The organism is Streptomyces sp. NPDC059994, assembly GCF_042737755.1.
In the GTDB taxonomy this organism is placed as follows: domain Bacteria; phylum Actinomycetota; class Actinomycetes; order Streptomycetales; family Streptomycetaceae; genus Streptomyces.
In genome coordinates, this window is record NZ_JBHWUR010000014.1 from 76,384 (window position 1) to 94,161 (window position 17,778).

12 protein-coding genes and 1 pseudogene are annotated in these 17,778 nt (G+C 70.0%); 6 read left to right on the top strand and 7 right to left on the bottom strand.

The window, feature by feature from the left end; translation table 11 throughout:
* Positions 1 to 13: 13 nt before the first annotated feature.
* The 4 genes and pseudogenes from ACFWA7_RS10700 to ACFWA7_RS10715 all read right to left on the bottom strand — a co-directional run.
* Positions 14 to 106, bottom strand: a pseudogene (locus ACFWA7_RS10700) (hypothetical protein); the annotation flags it as partial.
* A 100-nt stretch (positions 107 to 206) separates the two neighbouring features.
* Positions 207 to 3,425 (bottom strand): hypothetical protein, encoded by a 3,219-nt coding sequence (locus ACFWA7_RS10705; protein WP_385822311.1) that lies wholly within the window; start codon positions 3,423 to 3,425, stop codon positions 207 to 209.
* Positions 3,426 to 4,004: 579 nt separating this feature from the next.
* Positions 4,005 to 4,499: a hypothetical protein gene (locus ACFWA7_RS10710; RefSeq protein ID WP_385822313.1), complete on the bottom strand. Its 495-nt coding sequence runs from the start codon at positions 4,497 to 4,499 to the stop codon at positions 4,005 to 4,007.
* A 504-nt stretch (positions 4,500 to 5,003) separates the two neighbouring features.
* On the bottom strand, positions 5,004 to 6,176 hold the full coding sequence (locus ACFWA7_RS10715; protein WP_385822315.1) for a magnesium and cobalt transport protein CorA: 1,173 nt from the start codon (positions 6,174 to 6,176) through the stop codon (positions 5,004 to 5,006).
* A gap of 389 nt (positions 6,177 to 6,565) precedes the next feature.
* On the opposite strand from ACFWA7_RS10715, the gene ACFWA7_RS10720 reads away from it, so the two are divergent.
* Positions 6,566 to 7,723 (top strand): winged helix DNA-binding domain-containing protein, encoded by a 1,158-nt coding sequence (locus ACFWA7_RS10720; protein ID WP_385822317.1) that lies wholly within the window; start codon positions 6,566 to 6,568, stop codon positions 7,721 to 7,723.
* Positions 7,724 to 7,789: 66 nt separating this feature from the next.
* Here the strand turns inward: ACFWA7_RS10720 and lysA are convergent, their stop codons facing one another.
* Positions 7,790 to 9,121 (bottom strand): diaminopimelate decarboxylase, encoded by a 1,332-nt coding sequence (lysA, locus tag ACFWA7_RS10725; protein WP_385540984.1) that lies wholly within the window; start codon positions 9,119 to 9,121, stop codon positions 7,790 to 7,792.
* A 15-nt stretch (positions 9,122 to 9,136) separates the two neighbouring features.
* Entirely contained in the window at positions 9,137 to 9,562 is a 426-nt protein-coding gene (locus tag ACFWA7_RS10730; protein ID WP_385822319.1) for an SAV_915 family protein, read from the bottom strand.
* 218 nt (positions 9,563 to 9,780) lie between these two features.
* On the opposite strand from ACFWA7_RS10730, the gene ACFWA7_RS10735 reads away from it, so the two are divergent.
* From ACFWA7_RS10735 to ACFWA7_RS10750, 4 genes are all read left to right on the top strand, one after another.
* On the top strand, positions 9,781 to 10,689 hold the full coding sequence (locus ACFWA7_RS10735) for a LysR family transcriptional regulator (protein WP_385540980.1): 909 nt from the start codon (positions 9,781 to 9,783) through the stop codon (positions 10,687 to 10,689).
* Positions 10,690 to 10,806: 117 nt separating this feature from the next.
* A complete protein-coding gene (gene dmpI / locus ACFWA7_RS10740) occupies positions 10,807 to 10,989 on the top strand; it encodes a 4-oxalocrotonate tautomerase DmpI (RefSeq protein ID WP_067166020.1) in 183 nt (60 codons plus the stop codon).
* Positions 10,990 to 11,133: 144 nt separating this feature from the next.
* Positions 11,134 to 12,822 carry an AMP-binding protein gene (locus tag ACFWA7_RS10745; RefSeq protein WP_385540978.1) on the top strand — a complete coding sequence of 563 codons (1,689 nt, stop codon included), beginning with the start codon at positions 11,134 to 11,136 and terminating at the stop codon, positions 12,820 to 12,822.
* Positions 12,819 to 14,426, top strand: coding sequence for an AMP-binding protein (locus ACFWA7_RS10750; protein WP_385822321.1), 1,608 nt, complete (start codon positions 12,819 to 12,821; stop codon positions 14,424 to 14,426). The genes ACFWA7_RS10745 and ACFWA7_RS10750 overlap by 4 nt, the downstream gene beginning before the upstream one ends.
* Before the next feature lie 82 nt (positions 14,427 to 14,508).
* Here the strand turns inward: ACFWA7_RS10750 and ACFWA7_RS10755 are convergent, their stop codons facing one another.
* Entirely contained in the window at positions 14,509 to 15,222 is a 714-nt protein-coding gene (locus ACFWA7_RS10755; protein WP_385822378.1) for a hypothetical protein, read from the bottom strand.
* A 474-nt stretch (positions 15,223 to 15,696) separates the two neighbouring features.
* Between ACFWA7_RS10755 and gcl the strand changes: the two genes are divergently transcribed.
* Positions 15,697 to 17,478 carry a glyoxylate carboligase gene (gene gcl / locus ACFWA7_RS10760; RefSeq protein ID WP_385822323.1) on the top strand — a complete coding sequence of 594 codons (1,782 nt, stop codon included), beginning with the start codon at positions 15,697 to 15,699 and terminating at the stop codon, positions 17,476 to 17,478.
* Positions 17,479 to 17,778: the final 300 nt, after the last annotated feature.

Genomic DNA, 17,778 nt, shown 5'->3' on the forward strand with positions numbered 1-17,778 from the left:
AACAGCCGGTCGTGGTCACAGACAGAATCGCAGCCAGCACTTCGCGACTACGTAGCGGCGTCGGCCGCTGCCCTGCGGACGGTACCGGAAAGCCGGCACCACCCACTTGAACAACTCCCAGAACCCGTCTGGCACCAGATGGCCCACCGTCGCCATCATGATCGCCAGCCTATAGATCAAGCCAGTTGAGACGATCCCTCAACGGATTACTGGTGGCCGCTGGCATCACCGTCAAGAAGCCTACGCACGCTGTGTCTGGGATCCGCGGCTAGCAACGTTGCCACGGTGCTGTCGCGCAGATCAGTCCGCCTAGCCACTTCGGTGGCCAGAGTGCGCCGAACTCGCGCGTCTGGGTCACGAGCCAGCAACGACCCGAGTTGGACGGGTGCCTCCGCCTGCCCTGCCCACAAGATGGCGCTGAGTGATCGCACCGCCCAATGCGGGTGCGCGGCAAGCAGCAGAGCGTGGGGGGCGACAACCTCCCGCGGCAGGAGCTGGAGGGCCTGTGCCAGTCGATAGCTTCCATCGTCGGCGGGCGCCGGCAGGGCAAGGAGGATTCGCTCACGGACCTGTTCGGCACGCTCCGTGGAGTGGGCGACGGCTGCCGCCAGCAGGAGCCAGTGCGCCCTGATGTCAGTTGATGCCAGGTTGAGACGGAACGCGCTGAGCTGGTGGTTCATCCCTCCCATCGCCAGATCGGCAGCGTTGGGGCCACTGTCGTGGTCGGCGGCCTCCAGGGCGGTCTGGCAGAGGTCATCGGATGCAGCGCCTTGTGTGAGGGTGGTCGCAATCGAGGCGGCTGCATCGATGCAGTCCGCACGGTCGAATGCGACTTCATGGCCTCTGCCTCGGTCGGTCAGGGCGCGGATCGCCTTAATGCGATCGGGCTCGGGCAGCACGAGGATCTGTGCGGCGTCCCGGCCGACTGCCTCTCCGATGCCGAAGCCGATCTGGCCGGGAGTGTGGGCCCGCGGGGCTGTGAGACGAGCCAGCGCCTGCCTGGCCTGTCCGATTCTTTCGTCGCTTGGAGGACGGCCTTCCGATGTGGCGTCGGCCAGGTATGCGAGGGCCTCAGCTGCAGCCCAAGACCCGTCAGCGGCCAGCGAGGACAGCTCCTCGATACGTCTCTGACCGTATCGGTGCAACAGTTCGCTGGCACAGCGCAGCGCCTTCGTGTCGCCGAGATTTCCGGCGAGCATCGCCAGGATCTGGTCCAGAGCCTTGTCGCGAAGATCCGGATGGGTGGTCGCGACCTCGGCAAGGAAAGTGGCCTGCGCGTAATCCGTTAGGTGGTAGGTGCCCTTCGGGCGGGGTGCCAGGGGTTCCATTGCGTTGAGGAGTTGTGCGGCGCGAGGCAGATTGAGGCGTCCCGCCAGGGCGGCGAGCAGATCGTGCGCTGCGAGGTAGGGAGAGGGATTGCCCGCCGGGAATCGAGTCTCGCTCACGTCCTCGGCGGTAGCGATGGCCAGAGCCGCGTCCGCGACCTCGTCGACGAGTGCATCGGGAAGCAGGTCAGCCTGTTCACCCAGGAGTCGGAATACCACTGCTTTCTCCCAGTACGGCCCAGAACCGAGCCGATGGGTGACACCCACGAAATGCTCTGCGGCAACTTTGGCAACGTTCTTGGCGATCTTGGTCTCGCCGACCGTAACGACGTGGCTGGCTGCCCGGTCGAACTCCCCGACCTCGAGAAGCACTTCGGCCAGTCTGCGACGCGCGATGTGCTCGTCGAACCAGCGTCCTGAAGCAGCGCTGAGACGGACCTGCTGACGCAAGGCCAGGGCAGCGGTCCGCAAATTTTTATCGTGCAGTGCCCCGATGCCTTTAGTAAGTAGATCCCCGGCACCCAACAGCGTGGATCGACCCGGTCGCGCCAGCAGTGCTTTGGCTAGGTCGAGATCGTCGATCGCGGGCAGGGCCACGGCGACGGTCCGCTGGTGCAGAAGTCGCTGGGCATGGACCCACTCACCCGCGTCGGCGTTGTGGCCGTCCAGGCAGGCTAGCTCCACCGCCTCCTTCCAAAACTCGGCGGCTCCCGGCAATCCTTCGCTGATGGCCAAATGGCGTGCGTGCCGGGCGAGGATGAGTGCACACAGGATCCGCCGATGCCGCCGTCGGTACGCGGCGTCGACAAGGTCGGTCCACTGGCCGGTCGCGTCAGCCACGGTGAGGCGCAGCCGCACGGCGAGCAGATCGTCGGCGCCCGTCACCGCGTCGGCGAGCTGCATCAAGCGCTCGGCGTGTTCGTTGATCCAGACCATCTCCCTGTCAACCAAGGCGAAGGTTTCACCGGCCAGCACCGCGAGACGGGCCAGCGAGATCTCAAGCCCGTCCGGGTCCTGCTGAAGGGGAGTGGGAAGCTGCGGCTCAGGGAATGGATGCGCCAGCAAGTTCTGGGCGCAGTCCATGATGGTGAAGAGCCGCAAAGCGATGCCGTGACTCGCCGTGTCCACACCTGGGCGCTCTGCGGTTGCAGAACGCAGGGCCTCGCCCAGCCGGTGGCTGATGCTGCCGACCCCGTCAGTATCGCCTGCGTCGACGCGCTGCCAGAAGGCGTGACTTAGCAAGGCGGCGGCTGCGTCCAGATCCCCTGCGTTGATCAGTGCGTCCGCTCGACGGCGGGCTACAGACGCGGCATGACCGTCGAACCCGGACCGGACGAGCAGGTCCTCCGCCTCTGCAAGCTTGCCGACTGCGGCACGGTGGTCGTTGTCCTGGGCGAACCGTGTGGCCTCCGCCAGCAGTTCGTCCACGCCAAGAGCCTCGGCTGGCGAACGGCGGGCCGCATCGGCAAGATCAGCCCTGTCCAGCCCGGGTGCTGCGATGACCGGCGGGGCGGGCACAGGCAGGCAGAAACGCTCAGCCGTCTGCTGGCCGAAGAACTGAGTGACGATGTCGAGGCGGTTGCGAAGCTTGTCGCCCAAGTCGTCCGGCCCCAGCAGGACGATATTCAGGTTGGGATACGCCCCATTCAGATTGCGTAGTTTGACAGTGACTTGGCGTGTAATGTCGCACGGCACGCACACCACGAGTTCTTCGACAGGAAACTCACCGCTCCCGCGCACCGTATGGTCTTCTACCGCAGCCTGTAGATCGGCAGGGCCATAAGCCTTGTAACGCTTGCCCTGCCAGCCATGCCAGGTTCCATCCGCGGCACGACCCACAACGTCCAGACCGTCGTCCTTCTGCCCGTGGGTGCCGAACAGACGGACGTCTCGCAAGCCCTCAACTTCCACGAGGATCCGCGCCAAAAGTCGCTCAAAATCCGCAGGAAGCATCTTGAGGAACGGCAGACGTCCCAGCTTCGGATCGAATAGCGCCGATGTCACCTGAGCCGGTGCCGCATACAAAGGATCGTCGAGCGGAATGACCCTCAAGCCCCCGCCCTGCCCGGCCGACCCCAGGCCCCCGCTGCCTTCACTCATGGGCGAAGCCTACGCATAACCACCGACACCAGCCGGGCAGCTACGTAGCCGCACTGCCGAAGACTGCGCGAACTGGCACGCGTCGCGCCTGGTCCGGGCGAGGAGGAGCTCGGGGTGCCGGCGTACTCACCCATGTGCAGAGCTGCGTACGGATGAACATTCAGAGCAAGGAGACCTGTAAAGGGCGAGCATCGTTGTTCGAGATGGTGGGGCGGTGTCGACCGCCACGCTGCGGAGGCACCAGCGCGGCCGGGTCCTCATGCTGAACGTCTCGCACAGCCCGTCCGGCGCCAGACGCCCCACCATTGGGCTAGTGATCAAGCCAATTGAGAAGATCCCTTAGCCGGTGAGGCTCTCGCGCGGACGCGCAGCGCGCATGTCGCTCCCTTGGGCCCGCTAATGCTGCCCCAGCCGACGTTCGTGATCACGAAGCACCCCCTGCTGGTCTCTCCTCTGAGCTGTGAAGTCACATTGACATCAAGTGGAGGGTCCGGGGGAATCGCTCCCAAACGGACATCTCGTCGTGCTTGAATCCGTGCTGCCACGGCACGGACCGGATTCAATGGTGCACTGCCGAGGTCAGCTTTGCTTGCCGTATGAGAGCTTGAAGCCCGACTGCAGTTCACCGGCTTCCTTTAGAACTGGATCTCTGTCGCCCACCAAGATTTGGTACTGAGCGGCCCCGCCGGGTACGCCCGTGATGGATACGGACCACGAACAGCTGTCCCCCGCCACCTCGCCCGGCCTGCCCTTGGTGAGCGAGCCCAGCGCTAGCTTGTGGCCGCTGGGGGCGACGATCTGGACGGGTGTCCCGCCCCGTAGGTCGGCGAAGTCGCCAGTCCCCACGCATCCCTCCCCGGCCTGCCCATGCACCCACGAACCGAAGACCGTCACCGTGCCAGATGCCTCGAACGGCGGCCCCGATGGCCCCTCGGCAGTGTTCATGGTGGTCGCCCACCACGCCGTGCCAGTGATCAAAGCGCCGCCCATGGCGCCCAGAACGGCGCTGAGCACCAAAGGGCTGCGGCGGGTCGCGGCAACTCGCTCAGCTGCTGGGGGAATCGTCTCTGACATACAAGGGATGATGACAGGCAATTCATCACCGCGTTCAGGTCATGCCAGGAAGGCTCAACTGCAGTTCACAAAGGCATACTTCGCTGTATGAGATGCATCATGACGCAGCTGGGCCGCGAACCGCCGGTCCGTCGAATTTCGATTGAGGGTGGCACTGCCAACGAAGGCCACGGAACCCCGAGCGGCCGCGGTGGCGTGGCTCCAACGATGCGGGCAAGCCGGCCGGCAGCTGCTCCTGCGGGGCGAGGAGAGGCGAGTCCACATACATAGGGCCCTCCCCGTCTGCGTGTGATGGTCCGCAGGGTCGCGGTCAGCACCATCAGTGACGATGAGCGGCTGGAGAGTTGGACTGGGCAAGCCGCGCGGGTGATGTCGAGCGCTGGACGGCCAGCCATGTCCTGCTCCCCGGTGCCGCCGTTCTCCCCAGATTCTCCCCAAGGGGCCAAAGCAGCCCCGCCTATCTGTTCGCGTCAGCGAAGTTGATTTATGGATTCGCGCGTCGGGCTACAGCCAGTCCCGCCGCTTGAAGATGAAGTACAGACTCACGCACACCCCCGCCATCAGCAGAATCGCGAACGGATACCCGAACCTCCACCCCAGCTCGGGCATGTTCTCGAAGTTCATGCCGTAAATAGTTCCCACCAACGTGGGAGCAAACAAAATGGCCGCCCACGACGAGATCTTCTTGATCTCCTCGTTCTGTTCGAAGCCCGCCTCCGCCAACGCACGCATTTCCGCGTTCTGTTGTTGGGTCACCAGGGTCGCGTTGACCGTGAGGATCTCCGTGAGGGCCTGGCGGAAGCCGTCTACGCGTTCGCTGGTGTGGGTGACGTGGTCGGCGACGTCGCGGAGGTAGCGCTGGAGTTCCTCGTCCGTGCCGTACTTGGCGAATCCGGCCATCAGGCCGTGCAGCATGCCGACGAGTGGGCGGGTGGCGCGCTGGAACTCGACGATTTCGCGGGAGAGTTCGTAGATGCGGCGGGACACCTCGGGGTCGCCGCGGAAGACTTCCGTCTCGATCTCGTCGATGTCGTTCTGGACGCCGGAGACCACGGGGACGTAGCCGTCCACCACCGCGTCCAGGATCGCGTACAGCACCGCCTCCGGGCCCAGGGCCATCAGCTCGGGCGTCGCCTCCATGCGGCGGCGCACTGCCGACAGGTCGGGGGCGGCGCCGTGGCGGACGGTGATGAGGAAGTCGCGGCCGATGAAGACGTGCAGCTCGCCGAAGTCGACCTCCTCCGGGGCGTCCAGATAGCGGGCCGCGCGCAGGACGACGAAGAGGGTCTCGCCGTACCGTTCGAGCTTCGGGCGCTGGTGGGCCTCCAGGGCGTCCTCCACCGCGAGCGGGTGGAGGTCGAACTCCTCGGCCAGCGAAAGCAGTTCGGTCTCGGACGGGCGGTGCAGGCCGATCCACGCCATGCCGTCGGGGGTCTCGCGCAGCCTGCGGAAGGTCTCGGCGAGGGTGTCGGGGGACGAGACGCGGCGGCCGTCCCGGTACAGCGCGGACTCCACGACGCTGCGGTGGTCGTGCCGTACAGGCCCGGGGGAGGCCGGTGCGGCGGACGCCGGGGGCGTGGACGCGGGCGGGTTCGGCGGCGGGGCGATCTGGCGCCGCCAGGAGTGTTTCCTCGATGGCGGCGGAGACTGGTCTGGACGCGCTCCCCGCTCGCTCATGGCGTCACCAGGCCCGGGCCGGCTCCTCGCTCGGTCATGGCTTCACCTCCCGCGCGCGACCGCTTCCGGCGGTGTTCCGCAGCGGGCCGGGGTGCGCCCGCCTGGTCTCGGTGCAGGATATACGGCTCAAATGTCACAGGCTCGGCGTCGTTCCGGACGCCATCCAGGTCTTTGGCGTACGCCGGATGCGCCGGACGTGCGGGATGCGCCGGATACGCCGGATGCGCCGGACTCGCCGGACGCGCCGGACACCACTGGGGTATCCCGTCGTGTCCCGTTGCCCCGTTGCGGACGCCGCCCACCCCGGCGGCGCCCCGGCTCCCGCGCGTATCCCCCGCGTCTCCTCATCGCGGCCAGAACCTGTCCTAAATCCGCACTACCGTGCCCCCATGGCCCCGCAGAGAACGCGCTCCTCACGCCCCGCTTCCGCCCACTCCGCCCCCCTCCTCACCCCCCGCGCCCTCAACCGCGCCACCCTCGACCGTCAGCACCTGCTTCGCCGGACCTCCGCGCTCGGGCCGAAGGACGCGGTCGCGCACCTCGTCGGGCTACAGGCGCAGAACGTGAAGCCGCCGTACTTCGCGCTGTGGTCCCGGCTCACCGGCTTCCGGCCCGAGCAGCTCTCCGCGCTGATCGAGGCGCGCGAGCTCGTACGGATCGTGACCATGCGCTCCACCATCCACCTCCACACGGCCGACGACGTCCTCACCCTGCGCCCGCTCGTCCAGGCGGCCCGGGACCGCGAGCTCAAGCAGTTCCGGGGGCAGCTGGAGGGCGTGGACCTGGAGCGGCTCGCCGCGACCGTGCGTGGGCTGGTGGAGGAGCGGCCGTACACCATGAAGGAGATCCGGGACGTGCTGAGCGAGCAGTGGCCCGACGCCACGCCCTTCGCGCTGTCCCTCGCCGCGCGCTGCGCGCTGCCGCTCGTGCAGGTCACGCCGCGCGGGCTGTGGGGGCGCAGCGGGCGGGTGGCGCTGACCACCGCCGAGAATTGGCTGGGGCGGGCGCCGGGGCGGGTCCCGGCGCCCGACGACACCGTGCTGCGTTACCTCGCCGCGTTCGGGCCCGCCTCCGTCAAGGACATGCAGACCTGGGCGGGACTGACCCGGCTGGGTGAGGTCTTCGAGCGGCTGCGGCCCGGACTCGTCACCTTCCGGGACGAGAACGGGGTCGAGCTCTTCGACCTGCCGGACGCGCCCCGTCCCGACGAGGACACCCCGGCGCCGCCCCGCTTCCTGCCCGAGTTCGACAACCTGCTGCTGTCGCACGCCGACCGCACCCGGGTGATCCCGGCCGAGCACTGGGGCCGCACCTGGAAGGGCAGCCAGGCCTTCTGCACCCTCCTCGTGGACGGCTTCCTCGCCGGGGTGTGGCGCCTGGAGGAGGGGAAGGGGGCGGGGGAGGGGCGCGCTGTCCTCACCGTTCAGCCGTTCGGGGACCTCGGCCGGGCCCGGCGCGAGGAGGTGGCCGCCGAGGGCGAGCGGCTGCTCGCCGAGATGACCTCGGCCACCTCGTACGACGTCCGGTTCGGGGACGTCTTGGGATGAGCCCCCCGGATCCCCGGAAGGGGCCGTGCCGGAAGGGGCCGTCGCACCCCCGCTGCCCGGAGGCCGTCACACCCCCACATCCCGCGCCCGCTGGTCCTCGAACGTCTCCCGTCGCAGCAGCAGTCGCGACCGTCCCCCTGCGACCGCCACCACGGGCGGGCGGCCGGTCATGTTGTAGCCGGACGCCATCGAGACCTGGTACGCCCCGGACGCCGGTACGGCCAGGACGTCCCCGGGGCGTACGTCGTCCGGCAGTTCGACGTCCTCCGCCAGGATGTCGCCCGCCTCGCAGTGGCGCCCGACCACCGTCGTGGCGCGCATAGGCGCCGACGTCGTACGGCCGACCACGCGGACCGTGTACCGGGCCCCGTACAGCGCCGGACGCGGGTTGTCGCTCATCCCGCCGTCGACCGCGACGAACACCTGCGCGCCGGTGCGCTTCACCGAAAGCACGCGGTACAGCGCGACCCCGGCCGGAGCCATGATCGAGCGGCCCGGCTCCACCGTGAGCCGGGGCAGTGGAAGATTGAACTCGGCGCAGGCGCGTGCCAGTTCCTCGGTGATCCGGCGTCCGTACGCGGCCGGGGACGGTGCCGGGTCGCCCGGCAGGTACGCCGCCGCGAAGCCGCCGCCGAGGTCCAGCTCGGGGAGGGTGACGCCGTGCCGGTCGCGGATGCGGGCCAGGAACGCGACCACCCTGCGCACCGCCTCCCCGTACGGCTCGGTCGACGTGATCTGGGAGCCCAGATGGCAGTGCAGACCGACGAGTTCGAGCCCGGGCTGGCCGAGGACGCGTACGACGGCGTCCTCCGCGTCGCCGCCCGCGATCGACAGGCCGAACTTCTGGCCCTCCGCACCCGTCCGGACCTTCCGGTGCGCGCCCGCCTCGATGCCCGGCAGCACCCGGACCAGGACCTTCTGGGCCGTGCCCTTGGGGACTTGGGCCGCGATCCGGGCTATCTCGGAGTCCGAGTCCATGACGATCCGGCCCACGCCGAGGCGCAGGGCCGTACGCAGGTCCTGTGGGGACTTGGCGTTGCCGTGCAGTACGACGCGCTCGGGCGGGAAGCCGCGGGTCGCCGCCAGCTCCAGCTCGCCCGCCGAGCAGACGTCGAGCCCGAGGCCCTCCTCGGCCATCCAGTCGACCACGGCCCGGGAGACGAAGGCCTTCGCCGCGTAGACGATCTCGGCGTCCGGGAGCGCCCGACGCCAGGCCCGTGCCCGGGACCGCACCTCCGTCTCGTCGAGTACGTACACCGGCGTCCCGTGCCGTTCGGCCAGCTCGGCCAGGGACACCCCGGCGAGCGACACATCGCCGCCGGGCGCGCTCACGGCGGAGTCCGGCCACACCGAGGGTGAGCTCAACTCCCGTACAAGGGAGCCGGGTTCGGTTGTCATCAGGTAATTCCTCCGTCAGTCCACGAACGCGTGGATCGCGGTGACGGCGGTCCGGACGGCCGCGGCCGCGCCCGTCACGCGCAGCACGCCGGCCATGTCCGGGTCCCGGCCGGCCCGGCGCGCGCACGGCTGCCCGACGGGCTCGGCGCGTACGGCGGCCGGGGCCGAGAGCTGCGGGTCGACCGTCACGGTGGTCACGCCGAGCGGCGCCGCCAGCGACCGCAGCGCGGGCTCGGCGAGCCGGATCCAGCTCTGGTCGGGCCCGAGCACCGCGCACAGCCGCTCGGGGCTGGTGAAGCCGACGGCGGTCCGTACGCCGAGCGGGGTGCGCGAGAAGCGCAACTGCTGTCCTCCGGCGGAGCCGAGCCGAACCGGCACGTAAAGGGCTGCTGCCGGGCGGCGTTCGTCGGGGTCCGCGTCGTCGATGGTGAGGCTTTCCATGGTGGTGCCCTCCGGTGGGAGTACGAGGCCGATTGGTCGCCGGCACGAGGCCGGTCGGTGCGGCGCCGCTGTGTGCGACGCTTCGACGTTATGCCCGCTCCCCGCGCCGGGAGCCGTCTCCTGACGCCGTGTTGATCCCATTCCGCCCGACTTTGACGGTCCCCTGGCGCGGCCCCCAGCACCGGCCGCGCCGCATCCACCCTGGCTAGAGTCGCCGCATGGAACTTCGGCAGCTCAGCTACTTCGTCACCGTCGCCGAGGAACTGCACTTCGGGCGGGCCGCCGAGAAGCTGCACATCGTCCAGTCGGCCGTCAGCCAGCAGGTGCGCCGCCTTGAGCGGGAGCTGGGCGCCGAGCTCTTCGACCGCTCGCCCCGGCACGTCCGCCTCACCGGCGCCGGGGAGCGGCTGCTGCCCGAGGCGCGCACGGTGCTCGCGGCGGCGGAACGGGCCCGGGCCGCCGTACGCGGCCGCACCGGACTGCGTCTGGGCACCAGCACGGGCCTAGGGGCCCACCTCGACCGGGTGCTCGACCGGTTCGCGGCCCTCGCTCCCGGCACACCGGTCGAGCTGGTGTCGGCGGCGACCCGGGACCGCCTGGAGCAGGTCGCGGACGGCCGCCTGGACGCGGCGTTCGTACGGTCCACCGCGCCCGAGGCGGGCCTGCGGATCCTGCCGCTGTGGGAGGACCCGCTGGTCGCGGCGGTCCCGGCGGCGCATCCGCTGGCCCGGGCGGCGGACGTCGCGGTCGGTGAGCTCGCCGGGCTCGGCCTGTGCATCACGGCCCGCCGCAACAATCCGGCGCTCGTCGACCTGGTGGCCGGCGCCTGCCACGCTGCCGGGTTCGAGCCGCTGCCGGGCCCGGTGAGCGGCTCGCTCCAGGACACGCTCGCCACGATCGGCGCGGGCGCCCGGCCGCTGTGGACGGTGGTGTACGCCTCCCACGCGCGCGTGCTGCACAGTCCCCGCGTCGCCTTCCTGCCGTTCCGCGCCCCGGGTCTGGCCCTGCCGACCGGCCTTGCCGTGCACGCGCGCACACCACCGGCGGAGCTGGACCTGCTCCTGAAGGCGTGCGAGACCCCCACTGCCGCAACTACCGCTTTGACCAGCGACGATCACGAAAACTGATCGCTGTCGTCGTGGTCTGCTTCTTGGTCGGCGTACTTCGATGGGATGGACTGAGGTCACGCCGGTGAGCGGCCCGGGAGAACCGGGAAGCCGCCGCTGACAAGGGAGTTGACCGTCATGCCGATCGTCACCATTCAGCAGGGCCCGCGCGACATCGAGCTCAAGCGGGAGCTCGTGAAGAGGGTCACGGACGCGTTCGTCGACGCGTACCGGATCCCGGCGGAGACCGTACAGGTCTGGATCCACGAGACCCCCGCCGACAGCTGGGGCGCCGCGGGGAAGCTCACCGCCGACAAGTAGGGGGTGCCTCTCCTCCTGGACGCCTCCCCCCGGGGGGCGGGGGAATCCGCCGCACGGACTTCCCCCGCACCCCCCTGCGGGGGTAAAGAGGCCTGGTCACGCACCGCAGGGTGGTAGAGAGTGGCCAGGCAACGAGGAGGGCACATGGACGCACGTGACGCCACACAGGAGTTCCGGGCCGGACGGGACTTCCTGCTGGAGCACCGCGAGGACTACGCGACGGCCTGCCAGGGGTTCACCTGGCCCCGCCCCGAGCGGTTCAACTGGGCGCTCGACTGGTTCGACGTCATCGCCGAGGGCAACAACGCCACCGCGCTGCACATCGTCGAGGAGGACGGCCGCGAGATCACCCTCTCGTACGCCGAGATGTCCCTGCGCTCGGACCAGGTCGCCAACTGGCTGCGCGCCCAAGGGGTACGGGCCGGGGATCGCGTCCTCGTGATGCTCGGCAACCAGCGGGAACTGTGGATGACCGCGCTGGCAGCGATGAAGCTGCGGGCGGTCGTCATCCCCGCGACCCCGCTGCTCGGCCCGGCCGACCTGCGGGACCGGATCGAGCGCGGGCGCGCCCGGCACGTGATCGTGCGGGCCGAGGACGCGGCCAAGTTCGCGGACGTGCCGGGGGAGTACACCCGGATCGCCGTCAATCCGCAGGGCGCCGAACCCGTCCCCGGGTGGCTGGACTTCGACGGGGCGTTCGGGGCGGACGCGCGGTTCGAGCCGGACGGTGTCACCCGGGCCGACGACCCGCTGATGCTCTACTTCACCTCCGGCACCACGGCCCGCCCCAAGCTCGTCGAGCACACCCATGTGTCGTATCCCGTGGGGCACTTGGCGACGATGTACTGGATCGGGCTCAGGCCCGGCGACGTGCATCTGAACATCTCCTCGCCCGGCTGGGCCAAGCACGCCTGGTCGAACCTCTTCGCCCCGTGGAACGCCGAGGCCACCGTCTTCATCTACAACTACACACGCTTCGACGCCGCCCGGCTCATGTCCGCGATGGACGCGGCGGGCGTCACCAGCTTCTGCGCGCCGCCCACGGTGTGGCGGATGCTGATCCAGGCGGACCTGAGCGCGCTGCGGAACCCGCCCCGCGAGGTCGTCGCGGCCGGCGAGCCGCTCAACCCCGAGGTCATCGAGACGGTACGGCGGGAGTGGGGCCGGGTCATCCGGGACGGCTTCGGGCAGACCGAGACCGCCGTCCAAGTAGCCAACACCCCCGGCCAGTTGCTCAAGACGGGATCGATGGGACGGCCGAGCCCCGGCTACAAGGTGGAGCTCCTGGACCCGGTGACGGGCGAGCCGGGCGCGGCGGAGGGCGAGATCGCCCTCGACCTCTCGGCCCGGCCGGTCGGCCTGATGACCGGCTACCACGGCGACCCGGAGCGTACGGCCGAGTCGATGGCGGGCGGCTACTACCGCACCGGCGACATCGGGTCCCGCGACGAGGACGGCTACATCACCTATGTGGGCCGGGCCGACGACGTCTTCAAGGCCTCCGACTACAAGATCTCGCCGTTCGAGCTGGAGAGCGCGCTCCTGGAGCACGAGGCGGTGGCCGAGGCGGCCGTCGTTCCCGCGCCCGACCCGCTGCGGCTCGCCGTGCCCAAGGCGTACATCGTGCTCGCGGCGGGCTGGGAGCCCGGCCCGGACACCGCGAAGGTGCTGTTCGAGCACTCGCGCGCGGTCCTCGCCCCGTACAAGCGCATCCGCCGGATCGAGTTCGGCGAACTGCCCAAGACGGTCTCCGGGAAGATCCGCCGCATCGAGCTGCGCGAGGCGACGGCGGCGGGTTCGAAGGCCGAGTACGACGAGGGGGACCTGCGGTGACGGACCTGTCGTACGCCCATGGCACCGGCGGCACGCCGCTGCTCGGCGACACCATCGGGGCCAACCTGGACCGGGCGGTCGCCGCCTGGCCGGACCGCGAGGCGCTGGTGGACGTGGAGTCCGGGCGGCGCTGGACGTACACGCGGTTCGCTGCGGACGTCGACGACCTGGCCCGCGCGCTGCTCGGCAGCGGGGTCCGCAAGGGCGACCGGGTCGGCATCTGGGCGGTGAACTGCCCGGAGTGGGTGCTCGTGCAGTACGCCACGGCCCGGATCGGCGCGGTCATGGTGAACATCAACCCGGCGTACCGGGCGCACGAGCTCGCGTACGTACTGAAGCAGGCCGGGATCTCGCTGCTGGTCGCCTCGCGGACGCACCGGGCGAGCGACTACCGGGCGCTGGTGGAGCAGGCGCGTCCGCAGTGCCCGGAGCTGCGGGCGGTGCACTACATCGGGGACGCGTCCTGGGAGGCGCTCCTGGCAGCGGGCACTTCTGTGACATCCGATCAACTGGCTTTGGCGAAGGCCGAGTTGTCGTGCGACGACCCGATCAACATCCAGTACACCTCGGGGACCACCGGCTTCCCCAAGGGGGCGACGCTCTCCCACCACAACGTCCTCAACAACGGCTATTTCGTGGGGGAGTCGATCTCCTACACCGAGCGGGACCGGATCTGTGTGCCGGTGCCGTTCTACCACTGCTTCGGCATGGTCATGGGCAACCTCGCGGCCACCTCGCACGGGGCCTGCGTGGTGATCCCGGCGCCGTCCTTCGACGCGGCGGCGACCCTGCGGGCGGTGGAGCGGGAGCGGTGCACCTCGCTGTACGGGGTGCCCACGATGTTCATCGCCGAGCTGAACCTGCCGGACTTCGGCTCGTACGACCTGTCCTCGCTGCGTACCGGGATCATGGCGGGATCGCCGTGTCCGGTCGAGGTGATGAAGCGGGTCGTCGCCGAGATGAACATGGCCGAGGTGTCCATCTGCTATGGCATGACGGAGACGTCCCCGGTCTCCACGCAGACGCGCGTCGAGGACGGCCTGGAGCGCAGGACCGGCACGGTGGGGCGGGTGCTGCCGCACATCGAGGTGAAGGTGGTGGACCCGGCCACGGGCGTCACGCTGCCGCGCGGCGAGGCGGGCGAGCTGTGCACCCGCGGCTACAGCGTGATGCTCGGCTACTGGGACGAGCCGGAGCGGACCGCCGAGGTGATCGACGCGGGGCGCTGGATGCACACGGGCGATCTGGCCGTGCTGCGCGAGGACGGTTACGTCCAGATCGTCGGCCGGATCAAGGACATGATCATCCGGGGTGGCGAGAACGTCTATCCGCGCGAGATCGAGGAGTTCCTCTACGCCCACCCGAAGATCGCGGACGTCCAGGTGGTGGGCGTCCCCGACGAGAAGTACGGCGAGGAGATCCTGGCCTGCGTGATCCCGCGCGACCCCGAGGACCCGCCCACGCCGGAGGACATCGCCGCGTTCTGCCGCGACCGCCTGGCGCACTACAAGGTGCCGCGACGGCTGCGGATCCTGACGGAGTTCCCGATGACGGTGAGTGGGAAGGTGCGGAAGGTGGAGCTGAGGGAGGGGTACGGGGAGTAGGGGGCGGGGCCTGGGCGCGGGGGGCGCGGTGAGCCCCCCGCTCAGGGGCCCCGGCTCAGGGGCCCGGCTTATGGCCTGTGGCTCACGGGCCCGTCGCGACCAGCTCGTCCGCCGCGTCGTTGACCGGCTGGGGCGCCCCCGTCAGGTCCATCACGAACAGCGGGATGGACAGTTCGTCGGCGCGGGCCCGGGCGTCCTTGGTGTACCCGGCGAGTGAGAAGTAGACGCCGGCGGCCGAGCTGCTGAGCGCGTTCAGCCACAGGCACTCCACCGCGCGCAGCGACGCCGGGCGCGTCGTCGGGTCGACCTGGGCGACCAGGCCGGGGCCGCGCAGATCGATCCCGGGGGCGGGGCGCGCCTCGGACTGCAGGACCTCGCGGAAGCCGAGCCACTTCAGATAGAGCGCCGCGGCGGTCACCGCGTCCCGGGCGGTACGGATCGTCACCGGCCGGAACGCCGGGCGCGGGGGCGCGGCGGTCGGCGGAACCGGGATGTGGACCGGCGGCCGGGCGGGCGGCGCCGGGACCGGCCGGACCGGAATCCGCAGCACCGTGCCGCACGAGCACCCCAGCTCCGGCTGCGGCCACTGGTCCTGCCGCCCGCACGCGTCGCAGCGCACGACGACCCAGTCCTCGGTCCAGGTGCGATGGGTGATCGGCTCGGGCGCGCCCCCGCGCTGAAGCGGCGGCGCGAGCGGGGCGCCGCAGGGGCAGGGGTAGGTGGTCGCGGCGTACCGGTGCTCACGCCGGCACATCGGGCACCGCACGACGAGAGTCTCTCGCCCGAGCCCGGACATGGGGTAAGCGGCTCCGCTGTGGTGCCCGGGGCCGCCCGGGTATCCGGCCCCGCCTGAGCGTCGAGGGTTGTCGGCGTCACTGTGGTGCCCGGCTCCGCTGTGGTGCCCGGGGCCGCCCGGGTATCCGGCCCCGCCGGGACTGTCGGCCCCGCCCGGGTGCCAGGCCCCGCCGAGCCCGCCACCGGGCACCCCGCCGCGCCACTCCGGCCCGCCGGGTCCCTGCGTTCCGCCATTGCCGCCGGCTCCGCCGGTCCCGTCGATGCCCATGTCGTCCACCCCGTGCTCGCCGCCCGTGCGGTCCATCGTCCCCCACCCGCGCTCGCCCGGGAGGCGTCTTCGGGGATCCCTTGACGCGCCTGCGTACGCCCCCCTAAGTTTCTTCCATATAGCAGAACTAAACTTCCGCATTACGGAATCACGGCTCTCAGGTGGCGCGACAGAGCCCAATCCGCCAGGCCGAAGCAGGAGCACTCCATGCCTCGTATGACCGCTGCCCGAGCGGCAGTTGAGATCCTCAAGCGCGAAGGCGTCACCAACGCGTTCGGCGTGCCGGGCGCGGCGATCAACCCCTTCTACGCGGCCCTCAAGGCCGGTGGCGGCGTCAAGCACACGCTGGCCCGCCACGTCGAGGGCGCGTCCCACATGGCCGAGGGGTACACCCGGGCCAACGCGGGGAACATCGGCGTCTGCATCGGTACGTCCGGCCCCGCCGGCACCGACATGATCACCGGCCTGTACTCCGCCATCGCCGACTCGATCCCGATCCTCTGCATCACGGGCCAGGCGCCGGTCGCCAAGCTCCACAAGGAGGACTTCCAGGCGGTCGACATCGCCTCGATCGCCAAGCCGGTGACGAAGGCGGCGACCACGGTCCTGGAGGCCGCGCAGGTCCCGGGCGTCTTCCAGCAGGCGTTCCACCTGATGCGCTCCGGCCGCCCCGGCCCCGTCCTCATCGACCTGCCGATCGACGTCCAGCTCGCCGAGATCGACTTCGACCCGGACACGTACGAGCCGCTGCCGGTCTACAAGCCGTCCGCGACCCGCGCCCAGGTCGAGAAGGCGCTCGGCTTCCTCCTGGAGTCCGAACGCCCGCTGATCGTCGCGGGCGGCGGCATCATCAACGCCGACGCGTCCGAACTGCTCGTGGAATTCGCCGAGTTGACGGGTGTTCCGGTCATCCCGACCCTGATGGGCTGGGGCATCCTCGCCGACGACCACGAGCTGAACGCCGGAATGGTCGGCCTGCAGACCTCGCACCGCTACGGCAACGCGAACTTCCTGGAGTCGGACTTCGTCCTCGGCATCGGCAACCGCTGGGCCAACCGCCACACCGGCGAACTGGACGTCTACACGAAGGGCCGCACGTTCGTCCACGTCGACATCGAGCCGACCCAGATCGGCAGGATCTTCGCGCCGGACTACGGCATCGCCTCCGACGCCAAGGCCGCGCTCACGCTCTTCGTCGAGGTGGCGAAGGAGCTGAAGGCCGCGGGCAAGCTGCCCGACCGCAGCGCATGGGCGGCCTCGACCCAGGAGCGCAAGGCACAGCTCCAGCGGCGTACGCACTTCGACAACGTCCCGCTGAAACCGCAGCGCGTCTACCAGGAGATGAACCGCGCCTTCGGCCCGGAGACGCGGTACGTCACCACCATCGGCCTCTCCCAGATCGCGGGCGCGCAGATGCTGCACGTCTACAAGCCGCGCCACTGGATCAACTGCGGCCAGGCGGGCCCGCTCGGCTGGACCATCCCGGCCGCGCTCGGCGCCGCCACGGCGGACCCGCAGACCCCGGTCGTCGCGCTCTCCGGCGACTACGACTTCCAGTTCATGCTGGAGGAGCTGGCCGTCGGCGCGCAGCACAACATCCCGTATGTCCACGTCCTCGTGAACAACTCCTACCTGGGCCTGATCCGCCAGGCCCAGCGCGGCCTGGACATCAACTTCCAGGTCAACCTGGAGTTCGAGAACATCAACTCCCCTGAGCTGGGCGTCTACGGCGTCGACCACGTCAAGGTCGTCGAGGGCCTCGGCTGCAGGGCGATCCGCGTGACCGAGCCGGACCAGCTGCTGCCGGCCTTCGAGGAGGCCAAGAAGCTGGCCGCCGAGTACCGCGTCCCGGTCGTCGTCGAGGCGATCCTGGAGCGGATCACCAACATCTCGATGGGCGTCAAGATCGACGCGATCAACGAGTTCGAGGAGCTGGCGACGGAGCCGGGGCACGCGCCGACGGCGATCCGCCCGCTGCAGACGTCGTAGGAACCTGTCGTAGGCCCCGTCGTAGGTGATACCCGTACGACTCGCCCCTGGACTCGCCCCAGGGCCGTACGACGCCGCTGAGCGAGCCCGCTGGACCGACGGCTCCGGTGCTTCCCGTGGGGGTGGCGCCGGAGCCGTTGCCGTTCACTCGTTCGAGTCACTCGTTCGAGTCACTCGTACGAGTTCATCCGAGGGCGTTTCTGACGGCCTTCGGAGGGCGTTCCGGCAGCGTTCCGACGGGCTCCCCGGGCAATCGTGTCGAATCCGAGACGAGGAGAGGCGGTGCAATGGGCGAGGACG